General features: G+C 65.0%; 17 protein-coding genes and 7 tRNA genes. 20 read left to right on the top strand and 4 right to left on the bottom strand.

Translation table 11 applies throughout. The annotated features are described in order from the left end of the window. Positions 1-9: 9 nt before the first annotated feature. The 3 genes from ACSFBF_RS14460 to ACSFBF_RS14470 are packed head-to-tail and all read left to right on the top strand — an operon-like array spanning position 10 to position 4722. A complete protein-coding gene (locus tag ACSFBF_RS14460) occupies positions 10-2949 on the top strand; it encodes a molybdopterin oxidoreductase family protein (RefSeq protein WP_435468051.1) in 2940 nt (979 codons plus the stop codon). Further along, positions 2946-3785 carry a 4Fe-4S dicluster domain-containing protein gene (locus ACSFBF_RS14465; RefSeq protein WP_435468053.1) on the top strand — a complete coding sequence of 280 codons (840 nt, stop codon included), beginning with the start codon at positions 2946-2948 and terminating at the stop codon, positions 3783-3785. Before ACSFBF_RS14460 ends, ACSFBF_RS14465 begins: the two co-directional genes overlap by 4 nt. Positions 3786-3789: 4 nt before the next feature. Further along, on the top strand, positions 3790-4722 hold the full coding sequence (locus ACSFBF_RS14470; RefSeq protein ID WP_435468055.1) for a dimethyl sulfoxide reductase anchor subunit family protein: 933 nt from the start codon (positions 3790-3792) through the stop codon (positions 4720-4722). On the opposite strand, the gene ACSFBF_RS14475 is transcribed toward ACSFBF_RS14470, so the two are convergent. The 3 genes from ACSFBF_RS14475 to ACSFBF_RS14485 all read right to left on the bottom strand — a co-directional run bounded on the left by ACSFBF_RS14475 (position 4719) and on the right by ACSFBF_RS14485 (position 7717). Beyond that, positions 4719-5648: an SMP-30/gluconolactonase/LRE family protein gene (locus tag ACSFBF_RS14475; RefSeq protein WP_435468057.1), complete on the bottom strand. Its 930-nt coding sequence runs from the start codon at positions 5646-5648 to the stop codon at positions 4719-4721. The genes ACSFBF_RS14470 and ACSFBF_RS14475 overlap by 4 nt on opposite strands. Before the next feature lie 25 nt (positions 5649-5673). Further along, positions 5674-7116 (bottom strand): DUF2314 domain-containing protein, encoded by a 1443-nt coding sequence (locus tag ACSFBF_RS14480; protein WP_435468059.1) that lies wholly within the window; start codon positions 7114-7116, stop codon positions 5674-5676. A 70-nt stretch (positions 7117-7186) separates the two neighbouring features. Then, entirely contained in the window at positions 7187-7717 is a 531-nt protein-coding gene (locus ACSFBF_RS14485) for an Lrp/AsnC family transcriptional regulator (protein WP_435468061.1), read from the bottom strand. 92 nt (positions 7718-7809) lie between these two features. Between ACSFBF_RS14485 and ACSFBF_RS14490 the strand changes: the two genes are divergently transcribed. Beyond that, positions 7810-11418, top strand: coding sequence for an indolepyruvate ferredoxin oxidoreductase family protein (locus ACSFBF_RS14490; protein ID WP_435468063.1), 3609 nt, complete (start codon positions 7810-7812; stop codon positions 11416-11418). Between the two features lie 10 nt (positions 11419-11428). On the opposite strand, the gene ACSFBF_RS14495 is transcribed toward ACSFBF_RS14490, so the two are convergent. Continuing rightward, positions 11429-12382, bottom strand: coding sequence for a phosphate acetyltransferase (locus ACSFBF_RS14495; RefSeq protein WP_435468065.1), 954 nt, complete (start codon positions 12380-12382; stop codon positions 11429-11431). A 135-nt stretch (positions 12383-12517) separates the two neighbouring features. On the opposite strand from ACSFBF_RS14495, the gene ACSFBF_RS14500 reads away from it, so the two are divergent. From ACSFBF_RS14500 to ACSFBF_RS14575, 16 genes are all read left to right on the top strand, one after another. Continuing rightward, positions 12518-12727: a hypothetical protein gene (locus tag ACSFBF_RS14500; protein WP_435468067.1), complete on the top strand. Its 210-nt coding sequence runs from the start codon at positions 12518-12520 to the stop codon at positions 12725-12727. Between the two features lie 208 nt (positions 12728-12935). Beyond that, positions 12936-13012, top strand: a tRNA-Leu gene (locus ACSFBF_RS14505). Positions 13013-13020: 8 nt separating this feature from the next. Next, a tRNA-Pro gene (locus ACSFBF_RS14510) sits at positions 13021-13098 on the top strand. A gap of 33 nt (positions 13099-13131) precedes the next feature. Continuing rightward, positions 13132-13207: transfer RNA gene (locus ACSFBF_RS14515), tRNA-Trp, on the top strand. Between the two features lie 13 nt (positions 13208-13220). Next, positions 13221-13297, top strand: a tRNA-Glu gene (locus tag ACSFBF_RS14520). A gap of 106 nt (positions 13298-13403) precedes the next feature. After that, positions 13404-13479: transfer RNA gene (locus ACSFBF_RS14525), tRNA-Asp, on the top strand. Between the two features lie 8 nt (positions 13480-13487). Continuing rightward, positions 13488-13561 (top strand) — tRNA-Cys (locus tag ACSFBF_RS14530). Between the two features lie 25 nt (positions 13562-13586). Further along, positions 13587-13663: transfer RNA gene (locus tag ACSFBF_RS14535), tRNA-Asn, on the top strand. Between the two features lie 72 nt (positions 13664-13735). After that, the gene (locus tag ACSFBF_RS14540; protein ID WP_435468069.1) at positions 13736-14452 is read left to right on the top strand and encodes an SIR2 family NAD-dependent protein deacylase; all 717 of its coding nucleotides are present in this window, start codon (positions 13736-13738) and stop codon (positions 14450-14452) included. Positions 14453-14942: 490 nt separating this feature from the next. Beyond that, positions 14943-15425, top strand: coding sequence for an Hcp family type VI secretion system effector (locus ACSFBF_RS14545; protein ID WP_435468071.1), 483 nt, complete (start codon positions 14943-14945; stop codon positions 15423-15425). A gap of 110 nt (positions 15426-15535) precedes the next feature. Then, positions 15536-17581, top strand: a complete 2046-nt coding sequence (locus tag ACSFBF_RS14550; protein WP_435468073.1) for a type VI secretion system Vgr family protein — start codon at positions 15536-15538, stop codon at positions 17579-17581. A gap of 24 nt (positions 17582-17605) precedes the next feature. Further along, positions 17606-19285, top strand: a complete 1680-nt coding sequence (locus tag ACSFBF_RS14555; protein WP_435468075.1) for a DUF4150 domain-containing protein — start codon at positions 17606-17608, stop codon at positions 19283-19285. 36 nt (positions 19286-19321) lie between these two features. Next, complete coding sequence (locus ACSFBF_RS14560; protein ID WP_435468077.1) at positions 19322-20326, top strand: hypothetical protein; 1005 nt, start codon at positions 19322-19324, stop codon at positions 20324-20326. Between the two features lie 13 nt (positions 20327-20339). Then, a complete protein-coding gene (locus tag ACSFBF_RS14565) occupies positions 20340-20723 on the top strand; it encodes a hypothetical protein (RefSeq protein ID WP_435468079.1) in 384 nt (127 codons plus the stop codon). Between the two features lie 115 nt (positions 20724-20838). Next, positions 20839-21141 (top strand): sulfurtransferase TusA family protein, encoded by a 303-nt coding sequence (locus ACSFBF_RS14570; RefSeq protein ID WP_435468081.1) that lies wholly within the window; start codon positions 20839-20841, stop codon positions 21139-21141. Positions 21142-21198: 57 nt separating this feature from the next. Next, positions 21199-22347 carry a DUF2169 family type VI secretion system accessory protein gene (locus ACSFBF_RS14575; RefSeq protein ID WP_435468083.1) on the top strand — a complete coding sequence of 383 codons (1149 nt, stop codon included), beginning with the start codon at positions 21199-21201 and terminating at the stop codon, positions 22345-22347. Positions 22348-22366: the final 19 nt, after the last annotated feature.

Genomic DNA, 22366 nt, shown 5'->3' on the forward strand with positions numbered 1-22366 from the left:
GGACCGCCAGTGTTCAGCTTCCTGTCTCGCGAGCCGGTGCATGACCCGTTGGTCGCGCCCACGCCCACGGCCGACACCACGGTCAAGACCACCACCTGCTACATGTGCGCCTGCCGCTGCGGCATTCGTGTGCACCTGCGTGAAGGTGAAAAGGGCCCCGAGGTTCGCTACATCGACGGCAACCCGAACCACCCGCTGAACCAGGGCGTGATCTGCGCCAAGGGCTCCTCGGGAATCATGAAGCAGGTGTCGCCCGCGCGCATCACGCAGCCGCTGCTGCGCAAGGCCGGTAGCGAGCGCGGGGCCGGCGAGTTCGAGCCGATCAGCTGGGAGCGCGCCTACGACATGCTCACAGAGCGGCTCGGCAAGATCCGCGCGACCGACCCGAAGAAGTTCGCGCTGTTCACGGGGCGCGACCAGATGCAGGCGCTCACGGGCTTGTTCGCGCGGCAGTTCGGCACGCCCAACTACGCGGCGCATGGCGGCTTCTGCTCGGTCAACATGGCCGCGGGAATGATCTACACCATCGGCGGCAGCTTCTGGGAATTCGGCGGGCCCGACCTGGAGCGCGCCAAGCTGTTCGTGATGATCGGCACGGCCGAGGACCATCACAGCAACCCGATGAAGATCGCGATCAGCAAGTTCAAGCGAGCTGGTGGGCGCTTCATCTCGATCAATCCGGTGCGCACGGGCTATTCGGCGATTGCCGACGAGTGGATTCCGATCAAGCCAGGGACCGATGGCGCGCTGTTCATGGCGCTGCTGCACGAGCTGATCGGCAATGAGCTGGTGGACCACGCCTTCCTCAAGCGCTTCACGAACGCGCCGCAGCTCGTGGTGCTCGACAACTGCGAGCGCGAAGGGCTGTTCGCCTTCGACCCCGAGCGCGGCCCACCGGGCGATGGCCGCAACCCGCACAACAAGCTGGTGTGGGACAAAGCCAGCGGCACCGTGAAGCCCGCATACCCCGAAGGCATTGCCGACGGCTGCGATCCGGCGCTCGAGGGCCACTACACGCTGGCCGATGGCACGCGCGTCGCACCCTCGTTTCAGCTGTTGCGCGAGCGCGTGGCGAGCTGCACGCCGGAGTGGGCACAGGCCATCACCGGTATCGACGCGGCGCGCATTCGCAAGCTGGCGCGCGAGATGGGCGAGACGGCGCTGCAGCAGGCCTTCGAGCTGCCCATTCCGTGGACCGATGCGTGGGGCAAGAAGCATGCGACAACGCAGGCGCGCCCCGTGGCCTTCCATGCGATGCGCGGGCTGGCGGCACACTCCAACGGCTTCCAGACCGTGCGTGCACTGGCAGTGCTGATGAGCGTGCTCGGCACCATCGACGCACCTGGCGGCTTTCGCCACAAGGCGCCGTACCCGCGTCACATCGTGCCGAACTACCGGGCCTTCAACGACCCCGGAATGATCCAGCCGAACACGCCGCTCAATGCCGCGCCGCTGGGTTTTCCGGCCAGCCCGGAAGAACTGGCGATCAACCCCGACGGCTCGCCGATCCGCATCGACCATGCCTTCTCGTGGGAGCACCCGTTGTCGGCGCACGGGCTCATGCACAACGTGATCACCAATGCGGCAAAGGGCGACCCGTACCGCATCGACACGCTGCTGATCTTCATGGCCAACATGGCCTGGAACTCCAGCATGAACACGATGGCGGTGCGCGAGATGCTGAACCGCAAGGACGAGAAGGGCGAGCACATGATCCCCTTCCTGGTGGTGTGCGACGCCTTTCAGAGCGAGACCGTGGCTTTTGCCGACCTGGTGCTGCCAGACACCACGTATCTCGAACGCCACGACGTGATGGGCATGCTCGACCGGCCGATCTCCGAGTTCGACGGGCCGGTGGATTCGGTGCGCGTGCCGGTGGTGCCGCCGACGGGGGAGTGCAGGCCGTTTCAGGAGGTGCTGATCGAGTTGGCTTCGCGGCTGAAGTTTCCGGCCTTCACCACGCCGGAGGGCGGGCGCAAGTTCACGGGCTACCCCGACTTCGTCGTCAACTTCGAGCCGCAGCCGGGCATCGGCTTTCTCATGGGCTGGCGCGGCAAGGATGGCACCGAGCACCTGCGCGGCGCGCCGAACCCGAAGCAATGGGAGGCCTATGCGCAGAACAACTGCGTGTTCCAGTACCACATGCCCGAGACCATGCACTACATGCGCAACTGGAACCGGGAGTACCTCGACTTCGCAAAAGACAAGGGCTGGCGCCAGCGCAACGACCCGGTGCAGCTGGCGCTGTACTCCGACACGCTGCAGAGCTTTCGCCTTGCGGCGCAGGGCAAGAGCGCGGGGCGGCAGCCGCCCGATGCGCTGCGCGAGCGCATCGACAAATACTTCGACCCGCTGCCGTTCTGGTACGCGCCGCTCGAAGAGGCCGCGACCGATCTCGACGCGTACCCGCTCAACGCGCTGACGCAACGGCCGATGGCGATGTACCACTCGTGGGACTCGCAGAACGCCTGGCTGCGGCAGATCCACAGCCACAACTACCTGCACGTGAACCCGCTGACCGCGCAGGCCGCGGGCATTGCCGACGGTGGCTGGTGTTGGGTAGAGAGCCGCTGGGGCAAGGTGCGTTGCATGCTGCGCTACAGCGAGGCGGTGGAGCCGGGTACGGTGTGGACATGGAATGCCATCGGCAAGGCGGATGGTGCATGGCAGCTGGCACCGGGTGCCGATGAGGCGCGCAAGGGCTTTCTGCTGAACCACCTGATCAGTGAAGAGCTGCCTTGCGCCGGCACCGCGAGCGGGACCATCAGCAACTCCGACCCGATCACCGGGCAGGCCGGCTGGTACGACGTGCGCGTGCGCATACGGCCGGCCGAGCCCGGCGAGCCCCAAGAGAGCTATCCGCAGATCGCGAGCATGCCGGCGGTGCCTGGGGTGCTGGGCAAGGCGGCGAGCGTGTTGACGTACTTTGCGGGGAGGGGGAAGAAATGATGCAGTGGTTGAAGGACTTGATGTCGTCGGCTCCGGTCTTGCCCCCTCTCCCGCAAGCGGGAGAGGGCTGGAGTGAGGGCGGCGGCGCTGGAGCTGGAAGCCTTGCCGTGATGAAGGCTGCTGCACCCTCACCCCAACCCTCTCCCGCAAGCGGGAGAGGGAGCAACACAGTGCGCGCGGCGCAGGGCGAGACACTCGCCAAGCAACTCGCCCTCGTCATCGACCTCAACGTCTGCGTCGGCTGCCATGCCTGCGTCACCTCGTGCAAGCAATGGAACACCTCCGGGAGCGCAGGCCCGCTCGCCGACGAGCGCCCCTATGCCGCCAACCCCACCGGCACCTTCTTCAACCGCGTGCAGACCTACGAGGCCGGCGCCTTCCCGGTCACCGAAACCATCCATTTCCCCAAGAGCTGCCTGCACTGCGAAGACCCTCCGTGCGTGCCCGTGTGCCCCACGGGCGCGAGCTACAAGCGCAAGGAAGACGGCATCGTGCTGGTTGATTACGACAAGTGCATCGGCTGCAAGTACTGCGCGTGGGCTTGCCCGTACGGTGCGCGCGAGCTCGACGAAGAGCGCCAGGTGATGACCAAGTGCACGCTGTGCGTGGACCGCATCTACGACGAGCAACTGCCCAAGGAAGACCGCAAGCCGGCCTGCGTGAAGGCCTGCCCCACGGGCGCGCGCATCTTCGGCGACGTGAAGGACCCAGACTCCGAAGTCTCGAAGGCGATCCGCGAGCGCGGCGGCTACCAGCTGATGCCCGAGTGGGAAACCAGCCCGGCCAACCAGTATCTGCCGCGGCACATCACGCAGGCCACGGACGCGAGGGAGTAGCCGGATGCATCCCGCGTTCTCCATTCTTTTCTTCACCACGCTGGCCGGCGCGGCTCAGGGGCTGGTCTTCACGCTTGCACTTGCGGCGCTGTTCGGTCTTGCGCTGGCACCGGGCTTTCTGACGCTGGCACTTGGTGTTGCCGAAGTGCTTCTCGTGGCCGGGCTTGCCGCATCGTTCATGCATCTGGGCCGCAAGACGCGTGCATGGCGCGCGGTACTGATGTGGCGCACCTCGTGGATGTCGCGCGAGGTGATCGTGCTGCCTGCGTTCATCGCGCTGGTGGCGCTGTGGTGGTTGTCGCTGCGGTTCGGCGTCGGTGCGCCGTGGTCGTGGCTGTTGCCGCTGCTCGTGCTTTTCGGGGCCGTCGCCCTTTGGTACTGCACCGCGATGATCTACGCCTGCCTGCGCTTCATCGAGGAATGGGCGCATCCGCTCACCGTCGTCAACTTCACGCTGATCGGGTTGTCGTCGGGGCTGGTGCTGGCCTGTGCGATGGCGGCATTGGCTGGCGAGGCGCGCTTCCTGCAGGTGTTCGGGCCGTGCGCGTTGGTTGCCACGTTGGCGGCATGGGGCGCGCGAGGATGCGCGCTGAGGCGAAACGCCGGGCTGCGCCACAAGTCGACGCTGCAATCGGCCACCGGCATCCGCACGCAGAAGCTGGTTCAGAAGTCGATGGGCATGTCGGCCGGGTCGTTCAACACGCGCGAGTTCTTTCATGGCGCATCGATTGCCGTGCTGAAGAACATGAAGCTCGGTTTTCTGTTGCTGGCCTTCGCGTTGCCAGCGTTGTTGTCGGTATGGGGTATTGCGAGTGCCGCGGTGTTGCCGTGGTTGCTCGCGGTGCTGGTGCAGGCGCCGGGCCTGCTGGCCGAGCGCTGGTTCTTCTTTGCGCAGGCGAAGCACCCGCAAAACCTGTACTACCAGGTCGTGTCCTAGGCTTCGAAGTTCAGAGCAAGGCCCGGAGTCGGCCAGTCGTCGATGGCAATCAGTCTCCCGCTGCCCGAGAGCGTGACGTAGGCCGTGCGCCGGTCGCGCCCGCCGAAGCAGATGTTGGTGGTGTAGCGGTCGGGCAGCGGCACATGCTCGACTGTGCTGCCATCGGGCGACACGATGCTGATGCCGCCGTGCAGCAGCGTCGCCACGCACAGGTTGCCGAGCGCATCGACCGCCATCGAATCGAAGCGCTGGTAGTGCCCGCCCGGCGAGGCACAGAGCATGCGGCCCCCGTGCGGCGAGGGCCAGCCGTCCTTGCGCACGCGGCCCGGCGCGGTGACGTCGAAGGCCCAGACGCGGGCGCCTTCGGTCTCGGCGTAGTAGAGCGTGTTGCCGTCCGGCGAAAGGGCGATGCCGTTGGGCGTCATCACCGGTCGCGCGATCGTGCTTGCGGCGCCGCCGCCGGCATGGCCGTAGAAGAGACCGCCGCGGTCCATGTCGCGCTCGCGCACCTTGCCCAGGTCTGTGAAGTAGAAGCCGCCATGTGCATCGAACACGATGTCGTTCGGGCCGCACAGCGCAGCGCCCTCGACCGTGTCGTACAGCCGCTCGGCGCGGCCGGTGGCGAGGTTCACGCGTTCGATGCGGCCGCCCGAGTAGTCGTCGGCCTGGCCGACCGGCCGCAGGCAGCCGTCGGCTTCTGTGTGCCACTTGAAGCCGCCGTTGTTGCAGACATAGACCGCGCCATCGGGCCCGATGGCTGCACCGTTCGGTCCGCCGCCGAGGTCGGCAACCACCTGCACCAGTCCGTCGGCGCGCACGCGCGTGAGCGTGCCGCGCGCGATCTCGACCAGCAGCACCGAGCCATCGTCCATGGCGATCGGGCCTTCGGGAAACTGCAGGCCGGTGGCGAGTTCGCGGATGTGCATTGGAGGGCCTCCGTGATCGATCCTCTTACTTTTTCGGATTCTGCATGCGCGCGATGATCTTCGAGGTCTCGTTGCCTTCCTCGCGGCCATCGGGATGCCGGCGCATGTAGTCGAAGACCTTGGCCTGCGAGACCTTCACCATCTGGCCCGCATGCAGGTTCGGCACCTCGACCGGCTCGTTCTTCAGCAGGCCTTCGATGACGTCGCCGTTCCAGCGCGCAATTTCGACCCACATCCATTCGTTGCCGCCGGTGCGTGTGGTGAAGGGCGCCTTCACGAGGATGTATTCGCCGGGCTGCAGGCCCTTGGCGAAGGCGTCGCGCAGCTTGGGTAGCTGTGCGTTGGCCGCCTTGCTGGCGGCGAGCAGTTCGTCGTTGTGCTTGAGCCGCGTGACCGCGTCTTCGTCTGCACCGAAGACCGAGACCAGCATGGCGGTCTGCTGCGCATAGCGGTCGGGGCCCTTGTAGCGGTCGAAGCGGATCTCGTACAGCCGGTTCTGCGGATCGCCGCTTTCCCATGTGCCATTGACCAGCGAGAGCCTGGCCACCGCGGCGGCATTGGGCTTCAGGTGCGTGAGCTGTGGGTCGCGCGCCGCGGCGTGCTTGAGTGCGCGCAGGTCCAGGTCGTACTGGCCGGGCTGCGCCAGCGTGGCGCCTTCGACCATTGCCTGCGAGAACATGTTGACGAGGTTGCCCATCGGCCGGTTGCTCGACCACGAGAAATCGCTCACCACCACGTCGGGCAAGCCGAACTTCGACATGCCGAGCGTGATGGCCCGCACGAGGTCGCCGCTGCGGTAGGCATGAATGGTCGTGTGCTGCGACATGTCAGGCACGCCGCCGGCCCAGGTGTCGATGCGCCGTTTCTGCCATTCGTCGGGGGAAAAGACCTCGCGCGTTTCTTCGTCCCACAGCAGGCCGTTGGTGTCGCGTGCGACCTGCAGCGTGATCTGCAGGGCTTTCTGCATGGCGGCCGAAGACTGTTGCACCGGGTGCGCGAAATCGAGGATCAGCGCCTTGTCCGCGGTCTGCAGGGCTTCGGCCTGCTCGCGCGAGATGCCGCGGCCGAAGCGCTGCAGCATCTCCATGCTCGGCGCGCGGTAATCCTTGAGCACCGTGGTGGTGTTCCAGTTGGCGTAGACCACGGGCTCGGTGGCCGTCGCTGGCGTGGGTGCCGCCTTCAGCAGCTTCGGGCTGCCGCCGAGCTTGGCAAGCCGGCTGCGCAACGCGGCCATCGGGTCGGTGGCCGGGGTCTTGGCGTAGTAGATGGCGAACTGGAAGCGGACCGGGCCGGTCTGCTGTGGCGAGCCTGCAGGCACCGGAGCGCCCGGTACGGCCTTGGCTGCGCTTTGCGCAGTCGCTGGTGCCGCGGTCGGCGTGGCCGCGAAGGCGACGGCACCGGCAGAAGAAAGAATCAGCGCGGCGAGCGCGAGGCGGGGGAAGAAGGCGGTCGTCTTTGGCGAGGGCATGGTCGGGACGTCTTCGTTGCTGCGGATGCCGGCATTCTCCACACGGCCAGAGGCAGGCCGAAGTCCTACCCTAGCTTCGCCGGCTCCCCGTCGCGCGAGGCTTACCCGGCGTGCCCGGCAGCAGGTGGTCGAGCGGCAACGCCGTCTCCGACTTGATCTCGCGCAGCACGATGCTCGAACGCACGTGCGTCACGCCGGGCAGGCTGAACAGCACCTCGTGCAGGAAGCGCTCGTAGTGCTTCATGTCCGGCACGGTCACGTTGAGGATGTAGTCCGCGGGCCCGGTGGCCGACACGCAGCGAATGATCTGCGGGCTCGCGGCCACGGCCTCCTCGAAGCGCTGCACCATCGCCTCGCTATGGCGGTCGAGGTTCACCTCGGCCACGGCAGACACGTGCAGGCCCACCAGTTCGGGGTCGACCAGCGCCGTGTAGCCGCGGATGACGCCGGCCGTTTCCATGTCTTTTATGCGCTTCCAGCAGGGCGTGGGCGACAGGCCGATGGTGTCTGAAATCTGCTGCACCGTCTGGCGGCCGTCGTGCTGCAGTGCAGAAAGGATCTTGAGGCAATGCTCGTCAAGGGAAAGAGAATCGACGTTCATGGCAAATTCCGAGAAGATTATTCTTCAAACAAGGGTCTGCGCCAGTGTATTGAAGAAGCACTTCCCTGGTGTGTCGCAGAACAATTCCGGGCATGAACGCCCCACACGACACAGCCGCACTCAGACGGCCCGGCTACCAACTCTCCGACAACCTCTGGGCCCCTTCGGGCTCGGTCTTCATCACGGGCACGCAGGCGCTGATACGCGTGCTGGTGATGCAGGGCCGGCGCGACGCGCAACGCGGCCTGCACACGCAAGGCTTCGTCAGCGGCTACCGCGGCTCGCCGCTGGGCATGGTCGACCAGGCGATCTGGAAGGCCGGCGAGCGCTTCAAGGAAACGGGTATTCGCTTTGTGCCGGCGGTCAACGAAGAACTGGCGGCCACGCAGGTGCTGGGCACGCAGCGCGTCGAGTCTGATCCGGAGCGCACCGTTGAAGGCGTGTTTGCCATGTGGTACGGCAAGGGGCCGGGCGTGGACCGCGCGGGCGATGCGCTCAAGCACGGCAATGCGTATGGCTCGTCGCCGCATGGCGGCGTGCTGGTGGTGGCGGGCGACGACCACGGCTGTGTGTCGTCGTCGATGCCGCACCAGAGCGACCATGCCTTCATGGCCTGGCGCATGCCGGTGATGCAGCCTTCGTGCGTGGCCGAGTACCTGGAGTTCGGGCTGTACGGCTACGAGCTGTCGCGCTACTCGGGCGCCTGGGTCGGCATGGCGGCGTTGTCTGAAGTGGTCGAAAGCGCCGGCACTGTCGACCTGGACGTGGTCAACGAGCGCGTCGATGCCTGGGAAGACGCCGACACCGTGAGCGCCGCCACCGGCCACCGCGCGCCGCCGGACGGCCTGCATTACCGCTGGCCCGACCTGCCGTCGCTGCGCATCGAATCGCGGCTCGAAGACAAGCTGGCGGCCGTGGCCGCCTTCACCAAGCGCAACAGCATCGACCGCGATGTGATCGTGAGCCCGCACGCGAAGGTGGGCATCGTTACCTGCGGCAAGGCGCATCACGATCTGATGGAGGTGCTGCGCCGGCTAGAGCTCTCGCCGGAGCAACTGGCCCGTGCCGGCGTGCGGCTCTACAAGATCGGCCTGAGCTTTCCGATCGAGCAGACGCGCATCAAGGCCTTTGCGCAAGGGCTCGAAGAAATTCTCATCGTCGAGGAGAAGGGCGCGGTCGTAGAGACGCAGCTGCGCGACATCTTCTACAACGCACCGGCGGATGCACGGCCCGTGCTCGTGGGCAAGCACGATCGCGATGGCCAGCCGCTGGTGTCGGCGCTGGGCGAGCTGCGCCCATCTCGACTCATCGAACTGGTGGCGCACTGGCTGGCCGTGCACTTCCCCGACAACCACGACCTGGGCGACCACCTGCAGCATGTGCGCGACTTCACGCCGCCGGAGCTACTCGGCAACGCGAGCGACGCGGTCAAGCGCGTGCCGTATTTCTGCGCCGGCTGCCCGCACAACACCAGCACCAAGGTGCCCGAAGGCTCGACGGCGCGCGCCGGCATCGGCTGCCACTTCATGGCGAACTGGATGGACCGCAGCACGGCGGGGCTGATCCAGATGGGCGGGGAGGGCGTCGACTGGATCTCGCACGCGATGTTCACGAAGACGCCGCATGTGTTCCAGAACCTGGGCGACGGCACGTACTACCACTCGGGCTATCTCGCGATCCGTCAGGCCGTGGCGGCCAAGGCGACGCTTACCTACAAGATCCTGTTCAACGACGCGGTGGCGATGACGGGCGGGCAGCCGGTCGATGGCGTCATCAGCGTGGATGCCATTGCGCGGCAGGTCGAATCGGAAGGAGTGCGGCAGGTTGTCGTCGTCAGCGATGAAATCGGCAAGTACGACGACATCAAGGACCGCTTTCCGAAAGGCACCGAGTTCCACGACCGAGCCGCGCTCGACGACGTGCAACGCCGCTTGCGCGAGATGCCGGGCGTGACGGTGCTCATCTACGAACAGACCTGCGCGGCTGAGAAGCGCCGCCGCCGAAAGAAGGGCGAGCTGGCCGACCCGCCCAAGCGTCTGTTCATCAATGAGGCCGTGTGCGAAGGCTGCGGCGACTGCACCGTGCAGAGCAACTGCGTGGCCGTGCTGCCGCACGAAACGCCGATGGGCCGCAAGCGCAAGATCGACCAGACCAGCTGCAACAAGGATTACTCCTGCGCCAAGGGCTTCTGCCCCAGCTTCGTGGGCGTGACGGGCGGCAAGCTGCGCCGCAAGAGCGGCGCGCTGGCGGCCGGGCGCGATGCCTTCCTGCATCGGGTGGCCGCATTGCCGCATCCGGCGGAGCATGCGTGGACCGGCCCCTACGATCTGCTAGTGACCGGCGTGGGCGGCACCGGCGTGGTGACGGTCGGCGCGGTGATCGCGATGGCCGCGCACCTGGAAGCCAAGGCCGCGAGCGTGCTCGACTTCATGGGCTTCGCGCAGAAGGGCGGCTCGGTGCTGAGCTTCGTGCGGCTGGCCGATTCACGCGAGCGGCTGCATCAGGTGCGCATCGACACGCAACAAGCCGATGCGATCCTGGCCTGCGACGTGGTCGTAGGCGCGTCGGCAGATGCGCTGCAGACCGTGCGGCATGGGCGCACGCGCGTGCTGGCCAACATCCACGAGATTCCGGTGGCCGAGTCGCTGCGCAACCCGGATGCGGATCTGCATGTGGACCTGCTGCTGGAGAAGATGCGCTTCGTCGCTGGCGAGGAGCAGGTCGAGACCTTCGATGCGCAAAGCCTGGCGGAAGAATTCCTGGGCGATACGCTGGCGGCGAACATCGTCGCGGCCGGCTATGCGTGGCAGCGCGGGCTGGTGCCGCTGAGCCTGGAGGCGCTGATGCACGCGATCGAGTTGAACGGCGTGGCGGTGACGGCCAATCAGTCGGCGTTTTCGCTGGGGCGGCTTGCTGCGGGCGACCCTGCAGCGCTTGATGGGTTGCGCGCCGCACCTGTCGATGCGCAGGCATCAACTGCTGACGAGCGCCCGCTTGACGTGTTGCTCGCCGATGCGCGCCGCCACCTGACCGGCTACCAGAACGCCGCATGGGCGGCCCGCTTCGAGACACGTATCCGCAGCCTGCAGGCGCGCGAGGCGGCACTGCCGGGTGGCGATGCGAGCCTGCCGTTCACGCGCAATGCAGCGCGCAGCTTGCTCAAGCTCATGAGCTACAAGGACGAGTACGAGGTGGCGCGCCTATACACCGACGGTGCGTTCATGCAGAAGCTGAAGGATCAATTCGAAGGCGAGCTGAAGCTCGAATTCCACATGGCACCGCCGCTGGTTTCTCGTGCGGCACACGGGCAGGCACCCGCCAAGATCCGCATCGGCGGCTGGATGCTGTCTGCGATGCGATGGCTGGCGCTTGGCAAGCGGGTGCGCGGCACGGCCTTCGATCCGTTCGGGCGCACTGGCGAACGACGCGCAGAGCGCGAGTTGATCGCGCATTTCGATGGCCTGCTCGAAGCCATGGCGGATGAGCTCTCGGCCGACAACCAAGCGACGGCCGCGCGCATTGCCGCACTGCCGCTGTCGATTCGCGGCTTCGGCCACGTCAAGCTCGCAAACCTCGAAGCCGCGAAGGTGCGGGAGGCGGAGCTGCTGCACCGGTTTGCACCGGCGCGCTATCCGAAGCCGGAGCGTGCGGTGGAGGCAGGGCAGATCCGGGGGATTGCGATCGTGGCCGGCGCGCGCTGACCTTGGCCGCTCAGCCGACCGCCTTGATGAGCTTGTCGCGCCCCGCCTTCGCCAGCATGGACGCGACGGCGCAAGAGGCGAGCCGCGCAGGTTCGGAATCGGCGCGGCTCGTGAGGATCACTGGCACTTTCGTGCCCAGCACGATGCCCGCCGCATAGGCGCCACCGAGAAAGGTGAGGCTCTTGGCGAGCATGTTGCCCGCGTCCAGGTCGGGCACGATGAGCACATTGGCGCGGCCCGCCACCGGCGAGGTGATGCCCTTGATGCGCGCGGCTTCGGCGTCGATGGCGTTGTCCATCGCAAGCGGACCGTCGAGCACCGCGCCGGTGATCTGGCCGCGGTCGGCCATCTTGCACAGCACTGCGGCATCGAGCGTCGATGGAACCTTGGGGTTGACGGTTTCCGTTGCCGAGAGAACGGCCACACGCACCGCCGGCATCTGCAGCGCATGCGCGAGATCGATCGCGTTCTGCACGATGTCGACCTTCTCTTCGAGCGTGGGTGCGATGTTGATGGCCGCGTCCGAAATGATCAGCGGCTGCGCGTGGCCGGGTATGTCCATCACGAAGCAATGGCTGATGCGGCGCGAGGTGCGCAGGCCGCCTTCGCGGCGCACGACGGCGCCCATCAGTTCGTCGGTGTGAAGGCTGCCCTTCATCAATGCATCGACTTCGCCACGCAGTGCCATCGCGACGGCGGCGTCGGCTGCGGCGTGGCTGTGTGGTGCATCGACGATGGCTATGTTCGAGAGATCGGCGCCGATCTCTCGTGCCGCGGCTTCGATCTTTGCGCGTGGGCCAATCAGCGTTGGAGCGATGAGGCCCAGTGCTGCGGAGGAGAGAGCAGCTTCGAGCGACACAGCGTTGGCGGGGTGGACCACCGCAACGCGCAATGGAGGCAGGTTGCGTGCGGTTGCAATCAGACGGTCGTAGTGCGGATGGGCTGCGAGGGTCGAAGACGCCATGCGGGCTCCTGGAGGTGAAGGGGGAGGGGATGTGTTGCCGCAACGGTACTTGAAAAAAAGTTGATCGAGGCGGTTGACGATCTTGTAAAGACTATTTACAGTCCAAACCCAGTCAACGCCAACAGGACACACATCGTGAAAGCCGCACAGATCCGCATCTACAGCACTTGCCCCGCATCGGGCAATGTGTTCGTGCGTGTCGCATCGCATGCCGGCCTCAGCTTTGGTCTGCTGCCGTCGTCGCAACAGCTCGATCAGTCCCCGTATTCCATGCAGAAGCCGCAGACCAATCTGTGGTCGTGCGATTACGAGGATCAGGTGCAACCGGGTGGAGGAAGCGCATAGGCGCAGACCTTCCAAGCTCTCTCGAAAAGAGGCCCGGACACCGCAAGGTTCCGGGCCTCTTTGTTTTTCGCTTCACTCAGTTTCTCAAGCAGCGATCGTGCTGCATGACACCGGGCTCCGGCCTCGTGAACGTTCCTTAAAAATTCGCAAGCACCGAGGCGAGACCGGCCACTGGAACGGATCGTCGCCTCGCACCATTTTTCATTCAGCCCTGGTGACGCAATTGGTAGACGTGTCCGCCTTAGAAGCGGAATTCTGGGAGTTCGAGTCTCCCCTGGGGCACCAAATTTTCTCTGGGTGTAGTGTCAATCTGGTAGACGGCCTGCCTTGGAAGCAGGAGGCTGCAGGTTCAAATCCTGCCACTCAGACCATCTCTTTTTTCTTCGTCTTTTCTTTTCTTCCACGCGTGTGTAGCTCAACTGGCAGAGCACTGGACTCCAAACCCAACGGTTGAAGGTTCGACTCCTTCCGCGCGCGCCATTTCTCTTTTCACGTCTCGTTCGTCTAGCGGTCAAGGACCTCGGAGTTTCATCCCGAAGATCGTGGGTTCGAATCCCACACGAGGCACCATTTTTTACTGGCCCTTCGCCTAGTGGCCCAAGGCACCGGGTTTTGATCCCGGCATCCAAGGTTCGAATCCTTGAGGGTCTGCCAGTTTTCTCTTCTCCGTCTTTTCGTTCCGCTAACTCAGTGGCCAGAGTGCCTCCCTGTCCAGGAGGAAGCCAGGGGTTCGACTCCCCTGCGGAACGCCACATATTCCGGCGCGATAGCAAAGTGGCTATGCAACGGATTGCAAATCCGTCCACCCCGGTTCGACTCCGGGTCGTGCCTCCATTCATCCATCGATCCATCCACTTTTTCCCCGATAGCTCAGTTGGTAGTAGCAGCGCACTGTTAATGCGCGTGTCACACGTTCGATCCGTGTTCGGGGAGCCAAAAACCTGCCCATCCTTCGCATGGGCGCCAGCGCCATACTCGAACGCAAAAATCCCAAAGGAGCAGCGAAGCATGAAACCCGAAGTCCAACCGAACAAGATCGTCGTGCTCTCTGGCTCCGGCGTGAGTGCCGAAAGCGGCCTGCCCACGTTCCGCGATGCCAAGGGCTTGTGGAACACCTACTCGTGGCAGGAGCTTGCAAGCCCTGAAGGCTGGCGAAAGCACCCCGAGGCGGTGCTGGCCTTCTACAACGAGCGGCGCGCGAAGGCGTGGCAAGCGCAGCCGAACGCCGCGCACCTTGCCATTGCGTCGCTCGAGTTGGCGTATGAAGTCGTGATCGTCACGCAGAACGTCGATGCGCTGCACGAGCGTGCGGGTTCGCGCAACGTGCTGCACGTGCACGGACAGCTCGCGTATGCGCGCGGCACGTCGGAGCCTGAACCCAGGCGCTACCGCATCGACGGCGAACCCATTGCCATGGGCCAGTTGTGCGAAGACGGCACGCAACTGCGGCCCGACATCGTGTGGTTCGGTGAAGCGGTGCAGCACTTCGAAGAAGCTGAGCTGCATGTGGCCACCGCGGCGCGCGTGTTGGTGGTGGGCACGTCGCTCACCGTCAACCCCGCGGCATCGCTTGTGCGGTACGCGGATCGCTCTGCCCAGAAGGTACTGGTTGCGCTCGACATGGAAGACGTGCCGTACGGATTCACCTTCCTGCAAGGCAAGGCCACCGATGTCGTGCCTGTGTTGGCGACGAGGTGGTTGAGTGAAGCGCAGACGGTTTCGTAGCCGCATCCAGCGCCGGCAAATTAAAACAAAAGGCCCGCCATCGTATCGATGGCGGGCCTTTTTACATGCGCGAAGAAATTAGGCTGATGAATTGTTTTGTTTTAAATGGCGCCAAGCTAATTCTTTTTTCCGATGCCTTAAGACTCTGGTGAACGTCGTGCGGCCTGGCTATCTTTGTCACGGACTCGATCGCATGCACCGAGGCCACTGTCGCTGGCCTCTCTTCGATACGGCACTGGTCAGAGGCTCCGCAGCACGTGCCAAGAGGCAATCTAAAACTAATTGCTTTATTTCTTGGATACCCACGAAAAGCTGTGAAAAATAAATCGTGAGGAATAACGTAATCAGGGAGGAAATTATTCAAATTCAATAGATTTGTCACAGTCAGACCCGAACATCGCAGCTAAGCGTTTTCGAGGTTGTCGTCCGTCACGACGGCAACTGTTCATCGTGCCCCGGCAGGGCATCACAACTGAGGGAGCAATCAATCATGGCAGTAGACATGTTCATGCGCGTCGAAGGCGCAAATGGCGAATCGAAGGACTCGAACCACAAGGAGTGGACGGACATCAAGTCGTTTGCGTGGGGAGCAACGCAGCCTGGAAACATGGTCAGCGGCGGCGGCGGCGGTGTGGGCAAGGCGAGCTTCAATGACCTGCAGGTGGTGGCACGCATCGACAAGGCGGCGCCGTCCGTCCTGAAGAACTGCGCCAGCGGCAAGCACCTGGCGAAGATCGAAGTGTCGGTCTGCAAGGCCGGCGGCGCGCAGATCGAATACACGCGCGTCACGCTCGAAGAAGTGCTGGTCACTTCGGTGCAGTACACGGCAGAGCAAGGTTCGGATGCCGTGCTCGTGCAGTACGCCTTCCAGGCCGCAAAGGTGAAGCAGCAGTACTGGGAACAGACCGACAAGGGCGGCAAGGGCGCCGAGACGGTGCTGGGCTGGAATATCAAGGAAAACAAAGAGGCTTGATGCCTCTTCGCGCATGAAACGGAAGCGAAGCGCTTCCGTTTCATCGAGCTGCAGGAGCCGGCTCGCTGTCTTGCCTTTCGTGCGTTGATCCGATTTCCGGGGAGAGTGTCATGCCAACAGGCGCAGCGCGAGCAATCCGCGTTCTGACCGCTTCTTGTGCCGCCTTGCCCACGCTGGGCGGGCAACCCGCACTGGAGCCAGTGGCCATAGAAGGCGACGAAGGCCTGAGCAGCCTGTTCCGCTACACCGTCACGTTCAGCACGCCCGAGCAGGCGGGCTACAACGAGCGGCAGGCCGCCAACGTGGACATCAAGAAGTTGGTGGGCGAGACGCTCACGGTGCACGTCGTGCTCGACGGGCGCCCCGGCGCGGACGGGGGCAAGCGCCACATCTCGGGCCTGGTCACGCGCGTTCGCTTCCTGCGCCTGGAGAATCGTCGCGCGCTGTACGAAGGCGTGATCGAGCCCTGGCTCACCCTGGCCACGCGCACGAGCGACTACCGCATCTTCCAGAGCAAGACCGTACTCGACATCCTGCGCGAGGTGCTGTCCGATTACGACTTCGCCCACGAAGTGAAGACCACCCACAGCTATCCGACGCGCGAATTCCAGGTGCAGTACGGCGAGAGCGACTTCGACTTTGTCGCACGCCTGATGCACGAGTGGGGGCTGTATTACTACTTCGAGCATGCCGAGGACAGCCACAAGCTCGTGATAGTCGACGACGTGTCCGCGCACCAGCCGTACGCCAATGCGGGCTACCAGAAGATTCCCTTCTACGGTGCCGACGACACCGTGCGCGCAGAGCACTGCGACCGGTTCAACGCCTGCGAGACTCTTCAAAGCGGCCGCTGGGTCACGGACGATTTCGATTTCAAGCGGCCGAAGGCGCGGCTGCAGCAGGTGAGTGCCATGCCGCGCAAGACCGCGCAAAGCAGCCAGGAGCGCTACGGCTGGCCGGGCGACTACGTCGTGGAGTCCGAGGGCGAGCAACTGGTGCGCACCCGCATGGAAGAAACCGGCAGCCAGGGCGAGCGTGCGAACGGTTCGGGCAACCTGCGCGCCGTGGTGCCGGGCTGCCTGATGTCGCTGGAGCGGCATCCGCAGAACGACTCCAACCGCGAATACCTCGTGACCGATGCGCACCTGCGGCTGCAGGACATCGGCGATGCCAGTGCGCAACAGGAGTTCGAATGCCGGGTTGACTTCGAAGTGATCCCGTCGAGCAAGGTCTTTCGCGCACCTGCACCCGAAGCGCCGCGCCCACGCACCACGGGCCCGCAGACCGCCATCGTCACCGGCCCGGCTGGGCGCGAGATCTGGACCGACGAATACGGCCGCGTGAAACTCAGCTTTCACTGGAACCGCTACTGCACCAAGGACGAGAACAGCTCGTGCTGGGTGCGCGTGTCGTCGCCCTGGGCTGGCACGAATTTCGGCGGCATCCAGATCCCCCGCATCGGGCAGGAGGTGATCGTCGATTTCGAGAACGGCGACCCTGACCGGCCCATCGTGACCGGCCGCGTCTACAACGCCGACAACATGCCGCCGTGGGAGCTGCCCGCCAACGCAACGCAAAGCGGCCTGCTTACGCGCAGTTCCGAGGGGGCGACCGACGCCAACGCCAACGCACTGCGCTTCGAGGACAAGAAAGGCGCCGAGCAACTGTGGCTGCATGCCGAGCGCAACCAGGACATTGAGGTCGAGAAAGACGAAACCCACTGGGTGGGCCACGACCGCACCAAGACCATCGACAACGACGAAACCGTAAAGGTGGGCCACGACCGCACCGAGACCGTGGGCCACGACGAGACCATCACCATCGGCAACAACCGCATGGAGACGATTAAGGCCAACGAGCTGCTGACCGTGCTGCAGAACATGAACCGCTTCGTCGCGCTCACGTCGTCGGAGGAAGTCGGCATCGCCAAGACCTCGCTGGTCGGCCTGACCCAGACGGTGGCTGTGGGCAAGAGCAAGAGCGAAACCATCGGGGAGGATTTCTCGCTCGATGTGGGCGACAAGCTCGTCATCACCGTGGGCAAGAGTCGGCTGGAGATGACCAAGGACGGGCAGGTGACACTCACCGGTTCGCGCTTCGACTTCCGCGCCACCGGCGCGGTGCGGATCAACGGCAAGGTCATAGATCTCTGCTGAGGACGCGGCGGAGACCTACCGAAGATGACGCTCGATCCCAAGGCCGGCACGTCACTCACCAAGCCTGACGGGATCACCGATGGCCTGTCTGGCATCTCTGGCGGCAACCGCATCACACGCGTGGCAGTGATCCTAGGCAAACCGAGGCCGAAGACGCCAGCCAGTGATGCAGCCCCCGAAGCCGGTCGCGACGTCAGCAAAGCGATCGTGGTATGTACCGCGCCCGACGTCTGCAAGACGCCCATCGGCTCGTCGACGCCGCCCATTCCCTACCAGATCACCGGCAAGCTCGGCGACGACGCCAGCACTTCGCAGAACGTGTTTCTCACAGGGCTCAAGGCTTTTAAGTTCGACAGCGTCGTCACCCACGTCACTGGCGACGAGCCTGGCACGGCCACTGGCATCAAGTCGGGCACGGTAGGCGACATCGCTGAGCCGAAGACCGCTTCCTCCGTTGTGCGCGTCAACGGCCAATGGCTGGTGCGCGATGGCGACACCTTCTGGATGAACAAGCGCAACACCGTCGGCGAGTTGATCTACAAGAAGGATCGCGGCAAGTACTGGTCGTCCGAGGATGGCGCAGCCATCGACGATAGCGAGGTACAGGCGCTGCTGGCAAAGGCGCAGGCGCAAGGCGCGATCATCGAGACGTACGAGACCGAACGGGAGAAAACGGGGAAGGCTCGCATCACTACTGCTGCCAGTGCCACGGGGTATGCGAGTCTTGTGCGAACAGCCCTTGGAGAAAAGCCGATCCTGCTGGCGCAGGCGCAACCGTTGCCGAATGCGCCAGTGACGGACGTGCCCAATCCCACGATCCCGCAGACCCGGCCGAACCCGGTATTTCAGCCGGGGCCGGCGGCCAACGACAACATATTCAAGCCATCCACGCCGCCCGACCTGAAGAGCCCCTATGAGCCGAGCCTCCTGAGGCCGATGGGTTGGGCCGGCATCATCATGGTCATCCTCAGCATGGAAGGCGACACCCCTGTCGACCTCCGGTTGCTGGGTCCGCGTCCTGGACCGGACGCTGATCCGGTCGAGCGAGAAATCGATCAGAAGGCACGCGATGCGCTCGGCCCGTTCCAGAGCACCGATGCGCGCCGGCAGATCAAGGAATGGAGAGATACCGAACTGGAACGGTACAGGGCGTCGAAGGTGAAGGCTGCCAGTCCGCAGCCGCAGCCGCAGCCGCAGCCCCAGGCCACGCCCAACCCGACGCCACAGCCTGACGCCGGCGTGCGGGTCGAGGGCAAGCCCGACCCTTGCAATCCGGGTGCGCACGGCAAGAACGAATGCCCGCCCGGTCAGGACTCCCATCACATCATTGCGGACTACATCCTGCGGCTCGGAACCCGCAAAGCGCCCGGCGCGCGCGTGCCGGGCGCGCCTTCGCTGGACGAGGGCCCGGCGATCTGCCTCAGTGAGGACGAGCACCGCGAGGTGCACCGCCTGATGGACAACGCGATCCGCGCCGCCGGAGGCGCCAGTGGCACCGTGCCCTTCGAGAAGGTCAAGCAGATCGCCTACGACGCGCTCGGGAAGGCCAAGCCCGACTGCAAGGGCAAGTTCGAGGCCGCCACCGACGAGTTCTTCAAGAAGATTTCGAACGATGCGCTGGTGCGGGCCTACAAGTCGGCTTCCAAGGCCGTGAAGGCGGCTGCGCGCGAGGCCCTCAAGGCCGCAGGTTGGCCAATCGAATAGAGTGAAGCGAAGCACCCCACCGACATCACCACGCACATGGAACAGTTCCCACCACCTCCCTCCACGCCCCAGTTGCGCATTGAAACCGGTATCGCGGTGAATCGCCAGTTCCTGATCGTCTCGTGCTCCAGGCTCGAGGAGCGCTTCGACGGTTTCGCGCGTCTTTGCCTCTTCACGCCCGACAAACCCCTGCAGTGGCGCTACTTCGACCTGCCGCTGACGATCAGCGCCGCCGCATTGCAAAGCGCGGCCGGGCCTGATGGCGAGGCGCAGGCCTTTGTCTTCGCGGCCGAGGACGGCGACGTCGTCCGGTTGCCGGTCGGCAAGCCGCCGGTGATGGAGCGCATAGCCGGCGCGGGCCTTTGGGACGACGACTCCGAGGGCTGGGGCTACATGAATGCGGTGCGCCAGATCGGTGGCCACCTCTACGCCTGCGGTGACGGCGGCCAAGTCTACCGCTGCGAAGGCGAGGGCGAGGGTGAGCGCGATTGGGTGCACGTCGACGACGGCATCCTGCAACCCGCGCAAGGCGAGCACAACCTGATGCTGAACGCGATCGGAGGACCTGGCGAGGACTCGATATACGTCGCCGGATGGGACTCGGACCGCAGCGCCGGCGTGCTGTTCCACCGTGGCACCGATGGTGCCTGGGTGAAGGTTCCGATCGAGGCGGCGAAGCTCACCGGGCTGTGCGTGGAAGGCCCCGACGCAGTCTGGGCCTGCGGCCACGGCGGCGTGCTGCTGCGCGGCAGCCATGCGGCGGGCTTCACCGACGTCTCGGCGCTCGACGATACCCGCAACTACAGCGACGTGGCGATCTACGGCGGCAAGGTCTACCTGGCCACCTCCGAGGGCCTGTTCGTGCGCGAGGGCGACGCAGTCAAACCGGTGGATACCGGCCTCGTGCCGGCGCACGGCGACGGCCATGTGCTGCAGGCGGTAGATGGCGTGCTCTGGTCGATTGGCTACCGGGACATCGCCCGCTTCGACGGCACCCGCTGGGAGCGCATTGTCTTCCCGGGCAATCCGCCCATCGCCTGAGGCAGGCGGCGTTATGCCCTTGTGGAAGCGCGACGTCGAATGGGTAGCCGAGGCTGCCCAGCGCATCGGCTGCCACGGCCTCGGCGACTGGCTGCCCGGCTTCGCCAACTGGGCGGAGTTCACGCCTGCGGCATGCCCGCCGCCCGAACCTTCATGCGCACCTGCGCACTACGCCAGCCTGTCGCGCGGCCTTCGCATGCTGCTGCGCAGCGCCTTCGCAGCGCAGGCCGTCGACCCGGAGCACTGGGTGCTGCACGAACTCGAGATCGATGCCGCCAGGTTGCCGCTGCCCTTCGGCCTCGATGTCGAGCGAGAGACTCCGCAGGGCGCGCGAAGAAAGCTGTCGGCCGCAGCGTCGATCTGCGTGCAGGCAAGCGCCGCATCGTTCACTTCCTGACAGACGGTCGCGTAGTTGGCGTGGACTTCAAGGTACCGATGGTGGGAATCGAATCCGTGCTGCTGCAGCGCGTGGTGGCCATGCCCGATTTCCGGACCATGAAGGCGGAGGCGCAGTGAAATCCTCCGATGTAGACCCGGCACGGTCCGCCACCTTCCTGCCGGTGCGCACTGCGCCTGGAGCCGGCGCCGAAATCCGTACGCTGCATGTCGACACCTGCGGCACTCGCTGCCCGACACCGCTGCTGCGTCTGCGCAAGGCGCTGCGGCGCTGTGAACCAGGGCAGGTGCTCGAACTCGCAGCCGACGATCCCGCCGCCTTCATCGACATTCCGCGCGCGCTCGCCGAACTGCCGGCGCAGTTGTTCGCCACGCGTGACGAGGGCGCATACCGGGTCTTCGTGGTCCTGCGGTGTTGATGAGGCGTGGCCGTCTCTTGTTCACTACCGTCTCACGACTCCCTGTTGCAACCTGACATGGCTCCCCATCTCGAGAACCGCACGCCTTTTCCTGCCCTGGCTTTCTCGCAGTTCCATCGTGACGGCACCGACATGGCCGTACTGACGGTGCGCGGCAGTTTCCATGTTGTGCCGAATGCACCGCTGGTGCTCGCACCCCGGCAGGACGAGCTTGAGTTCGCCGACCGCTACAAAGGCGATCCCGCCGATGGTCTGCTCGTGCGGACCTGCGACATCGTGCCCTTCAGGCCGGCAGCCGATCTCACCATCCTGGGTGCGAGCTGGGCACCGCAAGGCGTTGAGGCTCGTTCGTGGCTTGCCGGAGTGCGCCTGGGCAGGCTCGAGAAAGTCTTGCGGGTGCACGGCCCGAGAGCCTGGCAGTGCGCCGCGAGGCAAAAGGGCGATGACAAAGACGGAGCGTCCGGGAAGAAGAAGGATTGGGTGCTCTCACCAGCCCGGCCGGTAAAGGCCGTGGCACTCGACTGGCGCGGAGCTTTCGGGGGAGCGATACCCGGCACGGGCGACGAGCAGACGCCCGTCGACGTTCATCGCCACAACCCCATCGGATGCGGCATCGTGGACGCGGAGCACAGCCTCGGGGACGCTGACATTCCTGCCCCTTGCATCGAAGACCCCGCCGACCCGGTTCTCGACTGGCGACGCCACGACTATGTGCCGCAAGGCTTTGGCCTGCTGCCACCGGTATGGCGACCGCGCCAGCAGTTCACGGGCACCTTCGACGATGCGTGGCTGGAGACAAAGCATCCTCTGTTGCCCGACGACTTCGACTACCGCTTCTACCAATACGCCGCGCCGGGTCTCATTCACGAGGGACGGTTGAACGGCGATGAAGAACTGCAGCTTCTTCACATGCACCCTGACCACGCTCACATCCAGGTTTGGCTGCCCGGCGTGCGCTTGTCCGCCGCCGCGCATTGGAACGATGGAGACGCTGCCACGCTTGAGATGACCCTCGATGGCGTTCACGTGGACATGAACTCCGATCTGGCGTCGGTCTATCTGACATGGCGTTGTTGGGTGCCCAAGCGATCCGGCATTCACCTGATGGAACTGCAGATCGAGAATCCGTCCAGGCTTCTGGAAATCGGGAGTCGGTATGTCGGGCACGAGCGTGTGGTGGGGGCGCCGTATCCATTGGCCGCATAAACTTGAATTGCACCGATCA

The sequence above is a fragment of the Variovorax nivicola genome (genome assembly GCF_051216475.1).
In the GTDB taxonomy this organism is placed as follows: Bacteria; Pseudomonadota; Gammaproteobacteria; order Burkholderiales; family Burkholderiaceae_C; genus Variovorax.

Excerpts from the sequence above, each read along its gene's own strand:
- ACSFBF_RS14475 (WP_435468057.1), bottom strand. The coding sequence starts at position 5,648 with ATGCACATCCGCGAACTCGCCACCGGCCTGCAGTTTCCCGAAGGCCCG.
- ACSFBF_RS14540 (WP_435468069.1), top strand. The coding sequence starts at position 13,736 with ATGAAACCCGAAGTCCAACCGAACAAGATCGTCGTGCTCTCTGGCTCC.
- ACSFBF_RS14555 (WP_435468075.1), top strand. The coding sequence starts at position 17,606 with ATGACGCTCGATCCCAAGGCCGGCACGTCACTCACCAAGCCTGACGGG.
- ACSFBF_RS14550 (WP_435468073.1), top strand. The coding sequence starts at position 15,536 with ATGCCAACAGGCGCAGCGCGAGCAATCCGCGTTCTGACCGCTTCTTGT.
- ACSFBF_RS14485 (WP_435468061.1), bottom strand. The coding sequence starts at position 7,717 with ATGAACGTCGATTCTCTTTCCCTTGACGAGCATTGCCTCAAGATCCTT.
- ACSFBF_RS14490 (WP_435468063.1), top strand. The coding sequence starts at position 7,810 with ATGAACGCCCCACACGACACAGCCGCACTCAGACGGCCCGGCTACCAA.
- ACSFBF_RS14545 (WP_435468071.1), top strand. The coding sequence starts at position 14,943 with ATGGCAGTAGACATGTTCATGCGCGTCGAAGGCGCAAATGGCGAATCG.
- ACSFBF_RS14495 (WP_435468065.1), bottom strand. The coding sequence starts at position 12,382 with ATGGCGTCTTCGACCCTCGCAGCCCATCCGCACTACGACCGTCTGATT.
- ACSFBF_RS14465 (WP_435468053.1), top strand. The coding sequence starts at position 2,946 with ATGATGCAGTGGTTGAAGGACTTGATGTCGTCGGCTCCGGTCTTGCCC.
- ACSFBF_RS14480 (WP_435468059.1), bottom strand. The coding sequence starts at position 7,116 with ATGCCCTCGCCAAAGACGACCGCCTTCTTCCCCCGCCTCGCGCTCGCC.
- ACSFBF_RS14560 (WP_435468077.1), top strand. The coding sequence starts at position 19,322 with ATGGAACAGTTCCCACCACCTCCCTCCACGCCCCAGTTGCGCATTGAA.
- ACSFBF_RS14565 (WP_435468079.1), top strand. The coding sequence starts at position 20,340 with ATGCCCTTGTGGAAGCGCGACGTCGAATGGGTAGCCGAGGCTGCCCAG.
- ACSFBF_RS14470 (WP_435468055.1), top strand. The coding sequence starts at position 3,790 with ATGCATCCCGCGTTCTCCATTCTTTTCTTCACCACGCTGGCCGGCGCG.
- ACSFBF_RS14575 (WP_435468083.1), top strand. The coding sequence starts at position 21,199 with ATGGCTCCCCATCTCGAGAACCGCACGCCTTTTCCTGCCCTGGCTTTC.